This is a genomic window from Halobacillus halophilus, from assembly GCF_020171985.1.
GTDB lineage: Bacteria > Bacillota > Bacilli > Bacillales > Halobacillaceae > Halobacillus > Halobacillus halophilus_A.
In genome coordinates this window covers 71,170-89,470 of sequence record NZ_JAIVAL010000003.1, presented here as the reverse complement: position 1 = coordinate 89,470, position 18,301 = coordinate 71,170, and the positions used below count along the sequence as shown (strand labels likewise).

Below are 18,301 nucleotides of genomic sequence, written 5' to 3'. Positions count from 1 at the left end.
ATAGATATAATGGAAATAGTGTGAAATTTAGATAGAATCTGGAGTGAAGAATAAATGTCTCGTTCTTCTAGGTTAAAAAAGGGGAAATGGTGGAAAATCCCGCTCCTTTTACTGGCATTCCTATTGATTGGCGGGGGCGTGTACGCCTATACCATCTATAGTGGTGCAAAAAATACAGTTGATAAAAAAATGCAAGAACAAGTAACAGCTATTGATACGGAAGTCACCACGAAGAAAATGAAAGAAAAAGAACCGCTGAATATCCTCTTGATGGGAGTGGATGAGAGAAGCGGGGACCGTGGTCGTTCGGATGCCCTGATGGTGTTGTCTGTCGATCCCGAGAACAACCGAAGTCAGCTCATTAGTATCCCTCGTGATACGAGGACCGAAATGGTCGGCGATGATCCGCAGGCCGGCAACCTTGATAAGATTAACCATGCATACGCGTTTGGAGGGACCGATATGGCGGTAAATACCGTCGAGAACTTTCTGGACTTCGAACTCGATTATTATGTGAAGATGAACATGGAAGGTTTATCAGAAATGGTCGATGCAGTAGGTGGAATAACCGTAGATAATGAACTGAGCTGGACCGATACCGGTTATTATGAAAAAGGATATGAATATGAAAAGGGTAATATCGAGATGAATGGCGAGAAGACGATGGGATACGTGCGCATGAGGTACCAGGATCCGAATGGTGATTTTGGGCGAAACGAACGCCAGCGTAAAGTCATTCAGGGAATTATCGATAAAGGCGCAAGTGTCGGATCCGTGAATAAAATCGGGGACATTATGGATGTTCTTGGTGACAATGTGACGACGAATATGGACTTCAGTACGATGCAGAATATGTTGATGAATTATCGAAGTGCCCGCGAAAATATGACCACGTACCAGATGACAGGAAGCGGTACAAAAATCGATGGCATCTATTATCTTCAAGTGCCGGATAAAGAAGTAGAAAACGTACAGGAAATGATAAAAGAATATAGTTCTTAAGTACAAAACAGTCTCTACGGAGGCTGTTTTTTTAGGATGCGGCAGATGCATTCACCTAAAAGACGCCCAAGGTACAAACATCTTATGATAAAAACAGTCAAATTAATGAACAGAATGGGTGGTTAAAACCCTTCTCCCGAAGCTGCAAAGTCGAAAGCGGTTTCTTTTTTTGTAAAAAACCCTTGAAAACGGATACATTACGTCTTATAATCAAAGTAAGTTAAACGAAGGGCTATTTTTTTTACACCAACCGGAAACCGGTTTCGAAACAGTTTTAATAAGGTTTTCTCTTTTTTTAAGCAGAACGGAAACCGGTTTCGTAATTGTTGTGAGAGAGTAGATTTCTTCAGGTATTCATTACTTACTATTTAAGGGGGAAACGCAGTGAAGTTTAAGAAGAGTTTGCTAGTTGGTCTGCTTCTAGGTTTAAGTTTAATTTTGTTTGCGTGCAGTAATGATGAGGGGAACGCTTCAGGTGAAGGTGACGGAAATAGCGGGGAAAAAGTAGAACTGGATTTCTGGGTGTTTGGAGCCACGAATTACGAGTCCCTGGCTAAAGAATATGAGAAAGAAAACCCGAACGTTAAAATTAAAATCCGTAAGTCTGAACTTGGCGATCATCACAATAGCCTATTCACAGCCATTTCTTCTGGAACAGGCGCACCAGACTTAACGATGATTGAAGTCGATCAGCTGGACCGCTTCCGTGAAGCACAGGAGCGTTTTACGAATTTATATGACCTGGGAGCAGGTGATCTCCAGGATAAATATTTAGATTGGAAATGGAAAGTAGCGGAGAACGAATCAGGAGATTTCCTATTCGGACTTCCAACAGATATCGGACCGAAAGCGATGTATTATCACACAGGCGTATTTGAGAATGCAGGTCTTCCAACAGATCCTGCAGAAGTAAAAGAGCAAATTTCCAGTCCGGAAGCCTTTAAAGAGGCAGCAGCAACAGTAAAAGAAACTACCGGAAAGCCAATGGTCGATAGTATGGAAATGGCGTTCCGTGCGAACATGGATGCTCTTGAAGTAAGCTACTTCAACCGCGAAGGTGATCTGCTTATTGAAAATGAGGATAACAAAGTAAAAGATGCTTATGATTTTGCCGTTGAGTTAAACGAACAGGGATATGTAGGAGCTTATGAAATGTGGACGCCGGAATGGGCCACTGCTTTAAACAAAGGTGAATTCGCTGTAGAGATGGCACCAGCCTGGTTGAAAGGCTACATGACAGAAAACGCACCTGAAGCTGAGGGCGAATGGCGCGTAACAACGCTTCCAGAACAGTTTGCAGGAAACTGGGGTGGATCTTACATCTCCATTCCAAAAGAAACTGAACATGCGGAAGAAGTTTATAAATTCTCTAAATGGTTAGTTAATCCTGAAAACCAATTGAAGTCATTTGTAGAAAGCGGATTATTCCCATCCACTCCAGCTACGTATGAAATGGAAGAGTTTACTCAGAATTCGGACGAGTACTTTGGCGGTCAAAATACAGCAGAAGTATTCGCGGAAGCAGCTCAAAAAGTTACCGCTACTTATAAAGGACCAAACTATGTAACGGTGAACAACGAAATTCTGACAGCTCTTCAAAACGTAAGTGAAGGCGCGAACCCAGAAGAAGAATGGGAAGCAGCTGTTACTAGAATCAAAGACATTATGAAACGATAATTTTTGAAAATCAAAGGGCTGGATGCTGCTTATGATCTGGCCCTTTATTAATAGGAGGTAGTCTGGGTGGAATTAACAAGGGCTAAGGCTAAGGACAAGGCTGAACCGAAAAAAAGAAAGCTGTCAGAAAGTAAAAAAGATATGTTGTCCGGCTATTTGTATGTAGCTCCTTTCTTTATCATTTTCGGCATTATCGGTTTGTACCCCGCTATATTCAGTATCTATCTTGCTTTTCAAAAGTGGAGCGGGTTTGGCGAGATGGAATATGTCGGGATGCAGAACTTTACATTGGTGCTTCAGGACCCCTTATTTTGGAAATCGCTTTATAACACACTTATTATCGGAGTTATGGGTACCGCTCCGCAATTAATCGTTGGTATTATACTCGCTTACTTTTTAAATTTAGCGGTCATTAAGTTTACAAATTTCTTCCGCGTGACCATTTTTATGCCATATATTACGTCGATGGTAGCAGTCGCATTAGTATTTGGGGTCTTTTTCAGTAACAACGAGTCGGCCCTTGCGAACTATGTAATCGGCTGGTTTGGTGTAGATCCGATTAACTGGAAAACTTCAGAATGGGGAGCGAAGATTGCCATTTCCTTAATGGTGTTCTGGCGATGGGTAGGATATAACACCATTATTTATCTTGCCGGTCTCCAAAGTATTCCTAAGGATTTATATGAAGCGGCTAAGATTGATGGGGCGAACGGCGTGCAGCAGTTCTTCCATATTACGATTCCTCTATTGAAACCATTCATCGTGTTAACCGTCTTTATGTCTACGGTTGGAGCACTTCAACTCTTCGCAGAACCTACTGTTTTCCTTGGTGGTTCAGCATTTAACCGTGATGAAGCGATGACGGTCGTTATGTATTTATACCGTGATGCCTTTAACCTCAATTCCTTTGGTACAGCATCTGCAACGGCAGTCTTACTGCTTATCATTATTGTGATTATTGCATCCATCAACACTTGGTTAACATCAGGATCTAAACGACGTAAGAAAGTGAGGGCTAAACATGCCAAAGGCTAATAAGCAAAAATTCTCTATGAAATCGGTTCCGATATATGCCGTGCTGATCTTAGCATCTCTCTTATCTTTATTTCCGTTTTACTGGATGTTTGTCATGGCGACAAGGCCAAGTGAAGCGTATAACTCTATTCCACCCGCAATGATTCCCGGAACGAAGCTGGTGGAAAACTTTCAAAATGTACTGGATCAGATCCCGTTCTTCCAGGCCATGTGGAATACGTTCCTGCTCTGTACTATTACGACACTGCTCGTGTTGTTGATTAGTTCACTTGCAGGATTTGCATTTGCCAAGTTTCATTTTCCAGGGAAAAACGTTTTATTTGTATCCATTTTGCTTACGATGGTTATTCCGCCTCAACTCGGATTAATTCCACAGTATTATCTGGTTTCTCAACTAGGATGGCTGGATACATTATTTGGAGCGGGTATCGTTTACCTGCTTAATCCGCTCGGAATCTTCTTAATGAGGCAATATGTAAGCCAGTCGGTGCCGGATGAATTAATTGAAGCCGCTAAACTGGATGGGTGTTCGAACTTTAGAATTTACCGCAGTATCGTACTGCCGATTATTAAACCGGCGTTTGCAACGCTTGGGATTATCGTCTTCACGTTAGTATGGGGCGAGTTCCTGTGGCAGTTCACCGTATTAAGAAGCCCTGAGTCTTATACACTTCAGGTAGCGCTTGCTTCCTTAAATGAATCGTATAATATGGACTTTGGCATGGTGCTGTCCGGTGTGTTCTGGGCAACGGTACCACTTATCATCATTTTCCTAATGTTTAATAAACTATTTATCTCTAGTATTACAGAAGGTTCTGTGAAGTAAAAAATCACAGGAACATACGACTTAACTATAAAGCTATTCGGAGGTACGGAACATGACAACAATCGAATTTCCTAAATCGATGAAATGGGGAGCGGCAACAGCAGCTTACCAAATTGAAGGAGCGGCCAATATAGGCGGCCGGACTCCTTCGATCTGGGATACCTTTTCGCATACCCCGGGAAACGTGAAAAATGGAGACAACGGGGACTATGCGTGTGACAGCTACCACAAGTATGAAGAAGATGTACAGCTGTTAAAGGATCTTGGCGTGGACGTGTATCGCTTTTCTATTTCCTGGCCGCGTGTCATTCCCCATGGTAAGGGAGAGGTGAATCCTGAGGGAGTCGCTTATTACCAGCGTTTAATTGACTCGCTTCTTGAGAATGGAATCGAACCCATGATCACGTTGTATCACTGGGATTTACCACAGTCGCTGCAGGATCAGGGCGGCTGGGAAAACCGCGATACGGTTGAAGCGTTCCAGGAGTATGCAAAGGCTATGTACGAAGCGTTTGGAGACCAGGTAAAGAACTGGATTACCATTAACGAACCGTGGTGTGCTTCTTTCCTATCCAATTACATAGGCGTCCATGCCCCGGGTAAGCAGGATCTTCAGGCAGCTGTTGATGTCTCTCATCATTTATTGCTGGCGCACGGAAAAGCGGTCGAAGCTTTTCGTGAGATGGTTCCTGACGGGGAAATCGGCTATGCACCGAACGCGGACTGGCTGGAGCCGTTCAGCTCGGCTGAAGAGGATCATGAAGCCTGCCGCCGCGAGATGCAGTGGAAGGTCGAATGGTTTATGGACCCTGTGTTCAAAGGGAGTTACCCTGAGCTTCTTCAATCCATTTTTGCCGATAACAATGCGCATCTAAAAGTTGAAGAAGGCGATATGGAAACGATATCTCAGCCGATTGATTTTATGGGAATCAACTATTATTCGGGCAGTATTGCGCGCTATAAAGAAGGCAGCGGATTGTTTGAATCGGAACCGATCTGGGTGGATTACGATAAGACCGATATTGGCTGGCCCGTCTATTCGGAAGGATTCTATAAACTATTAACCTATATTCACCAGCAATACGGCGAGGTTCCAATTTATATTACGGAGAATGGAGCCTGCTATAATCATGAAGTAGAGAACGGTATTGTCGACGATCAGCCGCGTATTGATTATTTGAAAAAACACTTAACCGCTCTGCATCGTGCTATGAAATCTGGAGTTCCGATTAAGGGGTATATCCTTTGGTCGCTGCTCGATAACTTCGAGTGGGCGGAAGGGTACAGTAAGCGATTTGGAGCTGTTCATGTCAACTACCGTACGTTTGAAAGAACGAAGAAAGAGAGCTATTACTGGTATCAGCAGACGGTTCATAATAACTTTTTCGAGATTTAAGTTAAAAAGGCTGCCGGGAAAAATTCCTAGCAGTCTTTTTCTTTTTATTATCACTGAAAATTGAAACGGTTTTCTACTATATACGTATATAAAGACGGTTCCTGAAGATATAAATAAGGTTAATAAGTCCATTGAATGACGAGAATTTAAATGGGGAGAGCAATTGGAAAATCACGTTTCACTTCAACATTAGGAGGGAGCCACTTTCTGTACGTAACATACTTATTGAAATGGGGTGGCAAGTATGATTAAGAGTCTGGCCATTTGGTTTTCAATCATTATAGGTGGATTCATTCTGTTTATCATCACGCAAATTCCTTTTCAAATGGGGACGTTTGGTGGATATAAGGGTGCAGGTTTAACTCTTGTTGGATTGTTGCAAGCCGTCACTGTCATCCCTTTATTGTACATTGGGTTACGATCTCTAAAGATGAACTTTAGAAGCATAGGCGTAACCACTGAGAATTGGAAAAAGGATAGTCTGCTGGGGGCAGCTGCAGCGATTGGATGGGCCATAGTGCAATTTATTTGGATCATTCCCCATACAGGCGGGGCTTCCCGTGAAGATATCTCTGAGGTTCTCATGATGATTGATTCTAATTGGGTGAATATTTTGTGGTATTTACCTTTGGGTATCTTAGGTGGAGGGATTGTTGAAGAGTTATACAACCGTGGATTTTTTATTGGCGCGCTAGCAGGCATTTTTAAAGACTCTAAAATTGTACTGCTTATAGCTTCTGCTTTCTCCATTTTGTTCTTTGCAGCCGGTCATTTACCTGCAGATTTAGTAGAATGGGTGGATCTTCTTGTACCTAGTACAGCTTATACGATTCTTTATTTATATACGAAGCGATTAACCGCACCTATGATTGCTCATGGACTGTGGAACACCATAGTCGTCATTGTAGTCCCTATCCTTTACTCATAGTTTGGTCGGCGCACAAAAAAACTGTATCCTCCAGGACGAACCTTGAAGGATACAGCTTATATTAGGATGGAGAGCTTTCTGTCTGGACGAGAGCTTTACAGCTGTCACGAATGACGAGCTCAACCGGTACGACAATACTGTCGTTCACTTTCTGACGGCTGTTGATTTGCTGGAGTAGTAATTCCGCAGCTTCTTTACCGAGTACATCCGTATTCTGCCGGATGGTCGTCAAAGGCGGATTCACGAACTGGGCGATATCAATATCATCAAACCCGATAATAGAAAAATCCTCCGGAACGCTGTAACCAGCATCTTTGATAGCCTGCATAGCTCCAATCGCTAATTCATCACCAGCTGCATAGACAGCGGTAGGGAGATGGGGAAGGGCCAGAAGTTTTTTCATAGCTTCATAGCCACCCTCCCGGGAAAAGTAATCTCCGTTTACGATATATTCATCTGGTACATCGAGTCCTAATGATTTCGTCGACGTTAAGAAACCATTCAGTCTTTCCTGTCCAGCAAACGTGGTGGCGTGTCCTGCGATATGAGCCATGTTACGGTGCCCCAGGGAATACAGGTAATCAACAGCCTTATAGCTTCCGTCGAAGTTATCTGATTTCACGACAGCGGATTCGCTGCTATGTAAATCAATGACCACCGTAGGAATAGTCGATTCCATGAGTTCCTTAACCTGCTTATCGTTAAATAACGAGCTGACGATTACTACTCCGTCGACTCCGCGGTATTTGAACTGCTCGAGGTAACTTTTCTTCTGGTTATTGATCATGCGGGAAGCAAATAGCAGATCATAGCCGAGTATTTCTACATTTTTGCGGAAGCTTTCAATAACGGAACTGAAAAAAGGATGCTTCATCCCAATCCCTAATGATTCGATGAAAATAACACCGATTGTCCATGATTTTTTTGTCGTCAGGGTGCGGGCATGAGAATTAGGTAAATACCCCATCTCTTCCACCGCATCTAAAATGGTTTTTCTTGCTTTCTGACTGACATCCGCATAGTTGTTAAGTGCTTTGGATACGGTTGTAACTGAGTATCCTGTTTTTTTAGCGATATCGTATATAGTTACCATGGTTTTATTCCATCTCCTCCCGTATCGAAAGCGCTTTCGATTGTTGGCATATATGTATTATAATATCGAGCCGTATTTATTGCAAGACTGAAAAACCAACATAAAAACCTTAAAGTTTGAAAAAGGAAGCTGCTTCATCAGCTTCCTTTTTCATCATGGATTATTCGTATTCACTTGCATTCTTTACTTGTAAAACGACATTGTCGATATAAACGTCATGAGCCTCAGCAAATTGTCCCATTAAAAACTTCAGGGAAACCGTGTCGTCCGCGGTCATGTTCCATTCATAGTCGAAGGTTTGAGTCTCTGTGCCAAGTGCTATCTTTTCACTGAAATACCTCTGGTAAGAAGCATTCTCTATCGTAAGTTCGATGTCTCTTTCCACAGTGGAACGTGCGTCAAAGGATAGTTCGTACGTAACACCTTTGGAAAGCTTAAGTCCTGGCTGTTCTAGGAGTACACTCCACATTTCATTACCTGGATTGGTAATATGAGCCTGAAGTTCTCCATTGTCAGCTGTAATTTCAGCGCCGGCATCAAAGTGAATATAAGTAGACCACTCGTCCAGTCCAGCTGTAAAGTCTCCATTGGTCAAAGGATAAAGGTCTACGTTACTGTAATCAATAAAACTGGATGTTTGAAGCAGGACGACGTTGTCCAAGTATATACTGGCTGACTTTCCGCCTGTATTAAAAACAAGCTGTCCTTCACGATCCGTGATATCCTGCGGCATTTCAAACGTAACTTCGTGCGTATTCATATCTTTCGTTAACTGAACATCCTGCTCTGCATAACGAACCGTGCCGTCTTTACTCAGGAAAGCCACTTCAATGGATTGATTTTCCTCAGCACGTCCTTCAAACGTAAGAGCGTACGTATTTCCTTTCAGAAATTGAAGTCCTGTTTGACTCAGCTGGACAGCTTCAGGGGAGTCTCCGCCTTCCGAAATATCCAGGTGCAGTTCGCGTGTTTCGGAGTCAACGCTTGCTTCTGCGACCGCATCATCTGAGGTATTCACGTTCCAATAAATCATGCGGGACTGATCTCCCTGGTCAAATGTTCCATTGTACACATGGTTTCCATCTGGAAGAGGAGTCTTTTGATCACTTGTTTCTTCTGTTCCCGTGATATCTTCCATGCGGACATTTCCAATCCAGACAGGGGCTGTTCCATTTGCGCCCATATTGAATTCGAGTCTGGCTGCAAGATCCGTGTCCTGGTTAAGGGTGAAGGTGTACTCAAACGATTGTACCTGATCCGACAGGGCGATCGACTGCTCGCCGGAGTAGTTGGCATATCCTCTTTCCGCACCGCCTGAAACTTTGGTCATCATGTTTCTGGACGTATTGGATTTAGCATCAAAACTGACCTTATACGTATGCCCTTCAACGATCGCTGCATTTTGGATCAGCTGAAGCGACCACAAGGCGTTTCCAGGATTACTAATTTCGGTTTTGGCAAACGTCTCTCCATCGACGTCAGCTGTTGAGATGGAACCAGCGCCTTCAAAATCTGGAAGCTGAAGGAAGTTCCAATACACTGGCTCGTAGGAGTCGTTTCCATCGTCTACTCGATTGAATTCTTTAGTGTATTGGTTATCATAAATGAGGTTTCCGTCTTCCAGTGGCTGTTTAGCGTCTTCAGGAAGCTCTTCATCCTCGATTTCAGGTTTCACAGGTTCTTTATAATCGCGTCCGGTTAATTCATAGACACGGACGTAGTCCACTTCCATGATACCCGGGAAAGGCGTCGTTTCATCTGCATTTCCGCCGTACCATCCGCCAACAGCGAGATTCATAATAAGATAGAATTCCTGGTCAAAAGGTGCAGGGTAGGTATAGTTTGCGGCTTCGTCTTCCCCTTTACTGAACCAGTTATTCAGTGTCTGATAGAGTTCTCCGTCTACATACCAGCGGATTTCTCCCGGCTCCCATTCCACAGAGTAGGTGTGATAGTCCGTGTAATCGGTTCCTTCTGGAAAATGATATTCCGTGCCGCGGTACGTATTATTTGGGTTTTGTGAACCATAATGAATCGTTCCACCAATACTGCTCGTGTCTCTTCCGGCTGCTTCCATAATGTCAATTTCCCCTGAGGCAGCCCATTCCCCATAGACACTGTCTTCCGGCATCATCCAAAAGGCAGGCCAGAACCCTTGGCCTTCCGGAAGTTTCATTCGGGCTTCGAATTTACCGTACTTCTTGCTGAATAATCCCTTCGTTTTCAGCTTGGCAGAAGTATAATCGTATGAACCAAATTGATCGGTAATCGGCTCTTCTTCTTTTTGAGCTTTAATAACCAGTTTTCCGTCCTCAATATACGAATTCTCAGGAGAATCGGTGTAATATTCCTGCTCGTTGTTACCCCAGCCCTGAGCGATTCCTTCACCATTTTCATCGACGATCCAGTTGCCGATGTCGTAGGTCCATTTGGAGTCATCAATCTCGGCTGTCATAAACTCATCGGACCATACGAGCGACCAATCCGTTTCTTTTTGACCGGGTTCGTAGATTTTTACTTGATTCACATCGGAATCGATTAGACGTACGTGATTCTGCACCTGCTTGTGCACGTAAGTTGTTCCTTCTACCGTGACGTTTTCTAACTTCGTCCAGCCTTCTTTAGTCCCCTGGGTAATGTATAGATCACCGGTGATCGTTGTGTTTTTCAGGGTAACATCCTTTGCACTGATCACCGCTGTACCTTCAATTGTTTCATCCTCATATGTACCCGGTTCGGTGTATGTCTGCTCGATCAGCGTATCAAAAATCTCCATCGCTTTGGAAACTTTGAGGGGCTTTTCAGCTTTCACGCTTAGTTCATTGGAGGTTAACTTTTCTTCTTCGGGCATGAGATAGGTCATCATCTCGACAGCATCTTCTTGTTTAATCACTGAATTTTTGGAAGCTTCGTCCTCAAAGACAATTTCCCAATAGTCAGCCTCGTTGTCTTCGTAACCAAACACTCGATTCACCAGGGAAGCGAATTCCCCTTTCGATAATGCAGCATTAGGATTTTTTAAGCTTTTTTCCAAGCCTGAAAAGATCTCCTGCTCACTCCATTCATTCGCAGCTCCTTTCTTTGACTTGGCTAAAACAGGGGAAGCTGCTGAAGCAAACACCATCACCAGCAACATACAAATGAACAACCATTTTTTCAACATGTATTCCTCCTCTAAGGATTATATATGATGAAGTGGGCAAACTCCCACCAACCATCGACAGGTAACAGAAACCGGTTTCGTTAACGAGCAAAAAAATAAGCGAAACGTAAGTGGATACAATTGCGAAAGCGCTTTCGTTTTTGCTTAAAAAAATATGACGCCTATTAGGTCTCTGTTATGTTAGTCCATATCTTACCACAATTTTCTGAATTGGCAAGAGGTACCTGTTAAATAATTACGGGAGATTAAAATATTTATAGTGTAAAAGGACTAAAATTTACAAAATCAGTCTATCATTTTTATCCATTATAGGTAATAATAAGGAAGCGCGTATTACTTGATTGAATATTCAATAGAAAAGAGAAACGATGAACCATTTCCATTGTCCATTTGAAGATTACCATCCCCTCGTGCATCATGTACTGCATCAGTTAGGTATGCCCCTGCCCTATGAGGATTACATACAGGATGCTTACTTTGTTTATGACCAGTGCATTCAGCGCTACGACGCTTCACTCTCTAAATTTTCTACTTATTTCGCCTGGCAGTTACATTACCACTTTCGAACTATTCTTCAAAAAGAGCAGCACTACTTGAACCGAATCTCGATTTTGTATCCGAAAGAGAATGGATACTTTCCTGATCCGACTTCCGAATTTAATCACTATTATGATGTATTTTACTGCAGTCGACTGAGCTGCCTCGAGAGTGAAATTCTTCATTTAACGCTGCAAGGTTATACAGTCGAAGAGATATCGGCGGATCGATCGGTCAGTGTATCGACGGTGAAAAGGTACAGGAAAAAGATCAAGCATAAGGTAGGAAGAAATTTTATGAGTGAGTGCTGAGCAGAGGAAGGGAGCATCAATACTGGTAAGGAATCTTGGAGACTGTCTCGATCGGGACAGTCATTTTTTTCAATCTATTAGACTAGGTAATTGTACCTTCATTCCATGATTTTCATAAAATTAACCTCCGTTTATTGAAGACTTTACAATTCGAGTCGATATAGCTTTTAGAGACAAATATCGACGTTTCAATAAACTTAGGAGGAATGAGATTCTTATGACCAGACGTACATATGTAAAACGGGCGATCGCCTCGATTGTTTTGCCCATTGCTCTTCTTATCCCGCTTCATACAGTGGATGCAGGATCCAAACAGTTTTCTGATGTTGATGAAGGCACGATTTATTATGAACCGATTCATGCGCTCGCAGATAAAGAAATAGTTCAGGGCTATTCGGATGGAGAATTTAAATATCGATCCGAAATCACCCGTGCGGAAGCGGCCCTTATGATTACCCGGCTATTAAACTTAGACACAGAAAATGCTCCTCCTGCTCCGTTTACGGATGTGAAGCAGGGAGAATGGTATTCAGGAGCAGTCAACGCTTTATACAATGCAGGAATTATTGTAGGAAACGGCGATGGTTTATTTGGAACCAATGAGGATATTACCCGGGCAGAGTTATCCAAAATTATCGTAGAGGGATACAACCTGGAAATGCAGGAAGGGAATGCTTTACCTTTTGAAGATGTAAATAACCAGGCCTGGTATACGGACTACCTTCGTGTCTTATATTCACATGGACTGATTTCAGGTACCTCTGCAACTACGTTTGAGCCGAATGAGCCTATGATCCGTGGTGATTTCGCCTTGCTATCCTATAACACCGAATTTGGATATGGTGATTTGTTCCTTGAGCTTGAAGAAGCGGTGGCGATCAGTGCCTATCAGATCTCTGCCACTTTTAACAATGAAGAAACAGCTGTCATTCATCTGGACCAGCCTCTGGAAGAAGGGGAAAATACGAGAACCTTCACTTATAAAGGGGAAACGTATGAAGACCGCGTCAACTATGAATTAATCTATCCAAAAGACATCGCACTTGAAAATGATTATGTAGCTGCGGCCCTGCCTTATCTCGGTATTCCCTATTTATTCGGCGGCGAAACGACAGAAGGATTTGACTGCTCCGCTTTTACGAGACGTGTCTATGAAGATGCGAAAGGTTTATATCTTCCCCGGTCTACGGATCGGCAGTGGGAAGTAGGACAGGATGTCGCTCTTGAAGATATTCAAGTAGGGGATGTTGTATTTTTCAGTAATACATACCGGGAAGGAATTTCGCATAATGGGATTTATGTAGGAAACGGGAAAATCATTCACGCTTCGAGAACCTACGGCATCAGCATTGCTTCGTTGAGTTCTTCCTATTGGCAGAAGAAATTTACCGGAGTTAAACGCTTCGAGAATTTACGAATCCCGGAAGAAGACCCGGTCGTATCAGAAGCAACGAAATACATAGGTGAATCTCCTTATCAAGCAGGCGGTACAACGCCAGAGGGATTCGGAGCGGCTGAATTTGTTCAATATGTATTTATGGAAGCAGAAGGTATTGAGCTTCCAGACGATGGATACGACCAAATGGAAATAGGAGAGGATGTGGCTCGGGAAGACTTGCAGCCCGGAGATATTGTCTTCCTGGAAGCGAATTATATAAATCCGACGATTTATGTCGGCAATAATCAAATCGTTCATGTGACAGTATCAAAAGGAGTCACCGTGACAAACTTAGTGACGAGCAGCTTCTGGGGACCGAAATACGTAGGTGCGAAACGTGTAACTAAGGAGAATTACGATGATGTCCCGGAACCTGAAGAGCCGGAAGATCCAGAGAATCCTCCTGAAGATCCAGAAGATCCACCAGTAAACCCGGAAGATCCAGCGAACTAAAACAAAACCACCTCCCTAAGAGACGGGGAGGTGGTTTTTGTCATCGTTAATTATGTCTGACTTAACTTACGGTTTTAGGGGTTCGGCTTTCCACGAATCGTTTCATGCGGTCCATTGCCTTATCCAGCTGTTTCAGGGAAGTGGCATAGGAGCAGCGGATATAGCCTTCTCCACTTTCACCGAATACATCCCCAGGAACGACAGCAACCTGTTCTTCGTGAAGCAATTGCTCGGCGAATTCTGCGGAGGATAATCCGGTGGCTTTAATGGAAGGAAAAGCATAGAAAGCGCCGCCTGGGTTCGGACAGTCGAGTCCCATTTCATTTAAACTCGTTACGATAAAGTTTCGTCGCTGCTTGTAGCTTTCAAACATATCCCGCACGCTCGGGCGTCCGTTTTTCATCGCTTCCAGTGCCGCGTGCTGAGCCATTGTCGGTGCGCACATCATGGTATATTGATGAATCTTTACCATGGCCGCAATTAAATCAGGTGGACCTGCTGCATAACCGAGGCGCCAGCCAGTCATGGCGAATGCTTTTGAAAAGCCGCTGATCAGAATGGTCCGCTCTTTCATGCCGGCAAGCGAAGGGAAACTCGTATAGGAAGCGTCATACGTGAGTTCCGCGTATATTTCATCTGACAGCGCTACTAAATCGTGCTTCTCAATTACCTCAGCAATCGGTTCCAGTTCCTCTTTCGTTAAAAAGGTGCCGGTTGGATTGTTCGGGTTGCAGAGCATGATCGCTTTTGTTCTTGGGGTAACCGCTTCTTCAATAGCTTCTGCGGTGAGTTTAAATTCATTATCTGCTTCTGCCTGGATTGTGACAGGCGTCCCTCCAGCAAGACTGACGGTAGGAACATAAGCCACAAAGCTTGGTTCGACAACGATGACTTCATCACTAGGCTCGACCACCGCCCTCAAAGCAAGATCAATGGCTTGACTTGCCCCTACCGTAACAATTACTTGTTCGGCAGGATCATAGTCCAACTGGAAATTCCCATTTAGGTATGTGCTGATTTCTTTCCGCAGTTCGATCATCCCTGCATTTTCCGTATATGATGTGTACCCTTGCTCAAGCGAATGGAAGCTTTGCTCGATAAAATTCCACGGGGTCACGAAGTCCGGCTCGCCGACTCCCAGGGAAATGACATCCTCCATTTGAGCGGCAACATCAAAAAAACGGCGAATCCCCGACGGTTTCAGATCCTCCACATGCTTTGAAACGAACGACTTTTTACTCATGGAGATACCACGATTCTTTTATCATCTTCATCATCGTCTTCCAGAATAAAGCCGTCGTGTTTGTATCTTTTCAGGACGAAATGAGTAGTGGTGGATAGTACGGAATCAAGTGCCGAGAGCTTCTCGGAAATGAACTTACCGATATCCATCATTGTCTTTCCATTAACCGTAACGGATAAATCATAAGCCCCGGACATTAAATACACCGCTTTCACCTCAGGAAAACGATAAATACGCTCGGCCACTTTATCAAAACCGACCCCGCGAGCCGGTGTCACTTTCACATCCACCATAGCTGTGACTTCCTCATGCTCTACGACCTTAGCCCAGTCAATTAAAGTGGAATAGCCAAGAATCGCTTTTTTGTCTTCGAGATCATCAATGACTTGCTGGATTTCCTGTTCACTTTTTCCCATCATCTTGGCGATTTTAGCTACGCCTAAATTTGCATTCTTCTCAATAATCTTCAAAACCTGAATTTCTGTCTCTTTCATTGGAGTCACCTACTTTCCTTCTATCCCATCATTTTAACAGTATTAGGTATAAACGAGAACCTTGTTTCAAAGATATTTACATTATCGCTTATCAAAGATCAAAATAAGATCGAATATTTGGAAAATTATTCATTGAAATGGTACGCTGAGAACATCTTAAGGAAGGAGTCGATTATGAGTATTCCAAACATTACACTTCATGACGGTTTGACCTTACCAGCGATAGGCTTTGGAACTTACGCATTGAACGGAAATGCTGGTGTTCAAGCCATCACAAGTGCCATTGATACCGGGTATCGACTAATTGATACCGCTTATAACTATGAGAATGAAGGAACCGTTGGGGAAGCCATCCGCCGCAGTTCCATTCCGAGGGAAGAGCTGATGATCACCTCTAAGCTTCCAGGTCGTTACCAGACCTATGATAAAGCTGTTACAGCAATTCAGGAGTCTCTGTACCGGGCTGATCTGGATTACTACGATCTGTATTTGATCCACTGGCCTAATCCTAAACAGGATAACTACGTAGAGGCCTGGCAAGCATTAATTGATGCGAAAAAGTGGGGACTGGTTCGTTCTATCGGCGTATGCAACTTCCTGCCTGAACATTTGGAACGCCTGGAAAATGAGACGGGCGTGAAACCGAGCATCAACCAAGTCGAACTGCATCCATTTTTCAATCAGGAAGAGCAGCGGATCTTTAACGATGAACATGAAATTAAAACAGAATCCTGGAGTCCACTCGCCAAAGCAAGTGAGATTATTCATAATGAAACGCTGCAGAAAATAGCAGACGCGCATCAGAAGACAACCTCGCAGGTTGTCTTACGCTGGCACCATCAGCTGGGAGCGATCCCGATTCCCAAATCCGCTTCCCCTGAGCGCCAGCTGGAGAATCTGTCCATATTCGATTTCTCACTCAGTGATGAAGAGATGGGAATGATTGCAGAGTTAACCCGCCCGGACGGTCGACTGAATGACCAGGATCCGGCAGAGTATGAAGAATTTTAATGAGCGAAAAGCGCATCCACGAGGGTGCGCTTTTTTGATGCCAAACAGAGGATAGATGGATTTAATAGAGATAGATTTATATTTAAAGAAGAGATATAAAACATTCGATCCATAAAAGGTGGGCGGGGTACCGCGGTGAACTTGCTTTGGATTATTTTCTTGCCTTCCTACCCAAAACTTCATTTCATATATTTGAAGATCTTCGTCTCTCTGCAAGCGGAAAACCTTTCAACTCGATACCCTCCTTCACCCAATTGAGGAAGAGCACGACCCAATCGAGGTAGCACATGGCCCAATCAAAAGCAAGTCCCCTAAACACGAACCCCGGTGCTACCCTAACAAAATAGAAAAGCTTGCAGAGAACTCATCTCTACAAGCTTTTCCTCATGATTATTTATATCTCTTTAAATCTTTCGTCATCGAAAGCGCCCACTGTGTCAAAGTCGCAGACCCATAAGGAAGTGCGTCCTCATCAAGATCAAACTGCGGATGATGAAGAGGATAAACGGCTTCTTTCTCTTCATTCCTAACTCCAAGCCGGAAAAAAATCGCGGGAATCTTTTCGGCATAAAAGGAAAAGTCTTCTCCGCCCATTGAAGGTGGAATAACAGAGAACCTTTCAGGACCGAATACATCGTTTACGGCCTGTTCCACTGAAGGGAGCAGATCTTCATCATTCACAAGCGGCGGATAAAAATATTGGTAGTGGAAACGATAATCCATTCCGAAGCCCTGGGTAATTCCTTTAATGATGCTTTCCATTTTCGCTTCGATGGAGTCGCGCACTTCTGGGTCCAGAGTTCGGACGGTGCCGCCTATCGAAACTCTTGGGGCGATCGCATTGTTCGCAGAACCGCCGTGAATCTGGCCGACGGTAAGTACTGTGGGAGACAAAGGATTCACCTGGCGGCTGACAACCTGCTGCAGGGAACTGATGACTTCGGCAGCTACACTGATCGGATCTGCTGCTTTGTGAGGCTGGGCCGCGTGACCGCCTTTTCCAATAACCTCAAGGTCAAAGAAATCAGCGGCTGCACAGGCTTCTTTTTGAGCGCAGGTTACTTGCCCAACAGGATAATCCGGATTAACGTGCAGACCAGCCATAACGTCGATCTCAGGATTTTCAAGAACGCCATCCTCAATCATCGTTCGAGCGCCAAAGAGCGCTTCTTCCGCCGGCTGAAATACAAGCTTAATCCTGCCTTGTACAGGGGGATTATTTTTTAATAGCTTCGCTGCCCCGAGCAGCATGGTGGTGTGCCCATCATGTCCGCATAAATGGGCTTTGCCTGGCGTATTTGAAGCATAACTTGCCGTTTTTTCATCCTGGATGGGAAGAGCATCCATGTCGGCTCTTAACCCAACTGTGGGTCCAGGGTTCCCGGAGTCGAGCAACGCGACGACCCCGGTTTTTGCGATCACGGAAGGGTCATAACCGAATTCTCTCAGTTTTTCCTGCACAAATCGTGATGTATTATATTCTTCATACCCTGTCTCCGGGTTTTGATGTAAATACTGGCGCCACTGGGTTAAATCAGTCTGCATGGTTTGAGCTTGTTCCAACAACGTTGTCATCCAATCACCTCTACTGTTTTTTTTAACCATGACACATCCGTACCCCAGAGGACAACTATTTATTCGAATATTCTATATTCGAGACGGGCATAGGGTCTGATATACTTGATTTATTAAGA

At 43.9% G+C, this 18,301-nt stretch carries 14 protein-coding genes; 9 read left to right on the top strand and 5 right to left on the bottom strand.

Annotated features, from left to right (window positions below; all coding sequences use genetic code 11):
• The first annotated feature begins 54 nt into the window (after positions 1-54).
• The 6 genes from LCM11_RS07220 to LCM11_RS07195 all read left to right on the top strand — a co-directional run bounded on the left by LCM11_RS07220 (position 55) and on the right by LCM11_RS07195 (position 6,864).
• Positions 55-1,002 (top strand): LCP family protein, encoded by a 948-nt coding sequence (locus tag LCM11_RS07220; protein ID WP_224893574.1) that lies wholly within the window; start codon positions 55-57, stop codon positions 1,000-1,002.
• Between the two features lie 384 nt (positions 1,003-1,386).
• The gene (locus tag LCM11_RS07215; protein WP_224893573.1) at positions 1,387-2,679 is read left to right on the top strand and encodes an ABC transporter substrate-binding protein; all 1,293 of its coding nucleotides are present in this window, start codon (positions 1,387-1,389) and stop codon (positions 2,677-2,679) included.
• 66 nt (positions 2,680-2,745) lie between these two features.
• A complete protein-coding gene (locus LCM11_RS07210) occupies positions 2,746-3,714 on the top strand; it encodes a carbohydrate ABC transporter permease (RefSeq protein WP_224893572.1) in 969 nt (322 codons plus the stop codon).
• On the top strand, positions 3,701-4,540 hold the full coding sequence (locus LCM11_RS07205; RefSeq protein ID WP_224893571.1) for a carbohydrate ABC transporter permease: 840 nt from the start codon (positions 3,701-3,703) through the stop codon (positions 4,538-4,540). The genes LCM11_RS07210 and LCM11_RS07205 overlap by 14 nt, the downstream gene beginning before the upstream one ends.
• 52 nt (positions 4,541-4,592) lie before the next feature.
• Positions 4,593-5,936 (top strand): GH1 family beta-glucosidase, encoded by a 1,344-nt coding sequence (locus tag LCM11_RS07200; protein ID WP_224893570.1) that lies wholly within the window; start codon positions 4,593-4,595, stop codon positions 5,934-5,936.
• 244 nt (positions 5,937-6,180) lie between these two features.
• Positions 6,181-6,864 (top strand): CPBP family intramembrane glutamic endopeptidase, encoded by a 684-nt coding sequence (locus tag LCM11_RS07195; RefSeq protein ID WP_224893569.1) that lies wholly within the window; start codon positions 6,181-6,183, stop codon positions 6,862-6,864.
• A 61-nt stretch (positions 6,865-6,925) separates the two neighbouring features.
• Here the strand turns inward: LCM11_RS07195 and LCM11_RS07190 are convergent, their stop codons facing one another.
• On the bottom strand, positions 6,926-7,957 hold the full coding sequence (locus tag LCM11_RS07190) for a LacI family DNA-binding transcriptional regulator (protein WP_224893568.1): 1,032 nt from the start codon (positions 7,955-7,957) through the stop codon (positions 6,926-6,928).
• Positions 7,958-8,117: 160 nt separating this feature from the next.
• On the bottom strand, positions 8,118-11,120 hold the full coding sequence (locus LCM11_RS07185) for a carbohydrate binding domain-containing protein (protein ID WP_224893567.1): 3,003 nt from the start codon (positions 11,118-11,120) through the stop codon (positions 8,118-8,120).
• A 368-nt stretch (positions 11,121-11,488) separates the two neighbouring features.
• On the opposite strand from LCM11_RS07185, the gene LCM11_RS07180 reads away from it, so the two are divergent.
• Positions 11,489-11,968 carry a sigma-70 family RNA polymerase sigma factor gene (locus LCM11_RS07180; protein ID WP_224893566.1) on the top strand — a complete coding sequence of 160 codons (480 nt, stop codon included), beginning with the start codon at positions 11,489-11,491 and terminating at the stop codon, positions 11,966-11,968.
• 217 nt (positions 11,969-12,185) lie between these two features.
• On the top strand, positions 12,186-13,859 hold the full coding sequence (locus LCM11_RS07175) for an NlpC/P60 family protein (RefSeq protein ID WP_224893565.1): 1,674 nt from the start codon (positions 12,186-12,188) through the stop codon (positions 13,857-13,859).
• A gap of 61 nt (positions 13,860-13,920) precedes the next feature.
• Here the strand turns inward: LCM11_RS07175 and LCM11_RS07170 are convergent, their stop codons facing one another.
• Positions 13,921-15,102, bottom strand: coding sequence for an aminotransferase (locus LCM11_RS07170; protein ID WP_224893564.1), 1,182 nt, complete (start codon positions 15,100-15,102; stop codon positions 13,921-13,923).
• Complete coding sequence (locus LCM11_RS07165; RefSeq protein WP_224893563.1) at positions 15,099-15,596, bottom strand: Lrp/AsnC family transcriptional regulator; 498 nt, start codon at positions 15,594-15,596, stop codon at positions 15,099-15,101. Before LCM11_RS07165 ends, LCM11_RS07170 begins: the two co-directional genes overlap by 4 nt.
• Positions 15,597-15,770: 174 nt before the next feature.
• Here LCM11_RS07165 and LCM11_RS07160 point away from each other — a divergent pair, with 174 nt between their 5' ends.
• The gene (locus tag LCM11_RS07160; protein WP_263622406.1) at positions 15,771-16,607 is read left to right on the top strand and encodes an aldo/keto reductase; all 837 of its coding nucleotides are present in this window, start codon (positions 15,771-15,773) and stop codon (positions 16,605-16,607) included.
• A gap of 390 nt (positions 16,608-16,997) precedes the next feature.
• Here the strand turns inward: LCM11_RS07160 and LCM11_RS07155 are convergent, their stop codons facing one another.
• Positions 16,998-18,182 (bottom strand): M20 metallopeptidase family protein, encoded by a 1,185-nt coding sequence (locus LCM11_RS07155; protein WP_224893562.1) that lies wholly within the window; start codon positions 18,180-18,182, stop codon positions 16,998-17,000.
• Positions 18,183-18,301 lie beyond the last annotated feature (119 nt).

Coding starts and splice junctions, on each gene's coding strand:
- LCM11_RS07160 (WP_263622406.1), top strand. CDS start 15,771: ATGAGTATTCCAAACATTACACTTCATGACGGTTTGACCTTACCAGCG.
- LCM11_RS07170 (WP_224893564.1), bottom strand. CDS start 15,102: ATGAGTAAAAAGTCGTTCGTTTCAAAGCATGTGGAGGATCTGAAACCG.
- LCM11_RS07175 (WP_224893565.1), top strand. CDS start 12,186: ATGACCAGACGTACATATGTAAAACGGGCGATCGCCTCGATTGTTTTG.
- LCM11_RS07185 (WP_224893567.1), bottom strand. CDS start 11,120: ATGTTGAAAAAATGGTTGTTCATTTGTATGTTGCTGGTGATGGTGTTT.
- LCM11_RS07205 (WP_224893571.1), top strand. CDS start 3,701: ATGCCAAAGGCTAATAAGCAAAAATTCTCTATGAAATCGGTTCCGATA.
- LCM11_RS07195 (WP_224893569.1), top strand. CDS start 6,181: ATGATTAAGAGTCTGGCCATTTGGTTTTCAATCATTATAGGTGGATTC.
- LCM11_RS07190 (WP_224893568.1), bottom strand. CDS start 7,957: ATGGTAACTATATACGATATCGCTAAAAAAACAGGATACTCAGTTACA.
- LCM11_RS07165 (WP_224893563.1), bottom strand. CDS start 15,596: ATGAAAGAGACAGAAATTCAGGTTTTGAAGATTATTGAGAAGAATGCA.
- LCM11_RS07220 (WP_224893574.1), top strand. CDS start 55: ATGTCTCGTTCTTCTAGGTTAAAAAAGGGGAAATGGTGGAAAATCCCG.
- LCM11_RS07200 (WP_224893570.1), top strand. CDS start 4,593: ATGACAACAATCGAATTTCCTAAATCGATGAAATGGGGAGCGGCAACA.
- LCM11_RS07180 (WP_224893566.1), top strand. CDS start 11,489: ATGAACCATTTCCATTGTCCATTTGAAGATTACCATCCCCTCGTGCAT.
- LCM11_RS07155 (WP_224893562.1), bottom strand. CDS start 18,182: ATGACAACGTTGTTGGAACAAGCTCAAACCATGCAGACTGATTTAACC.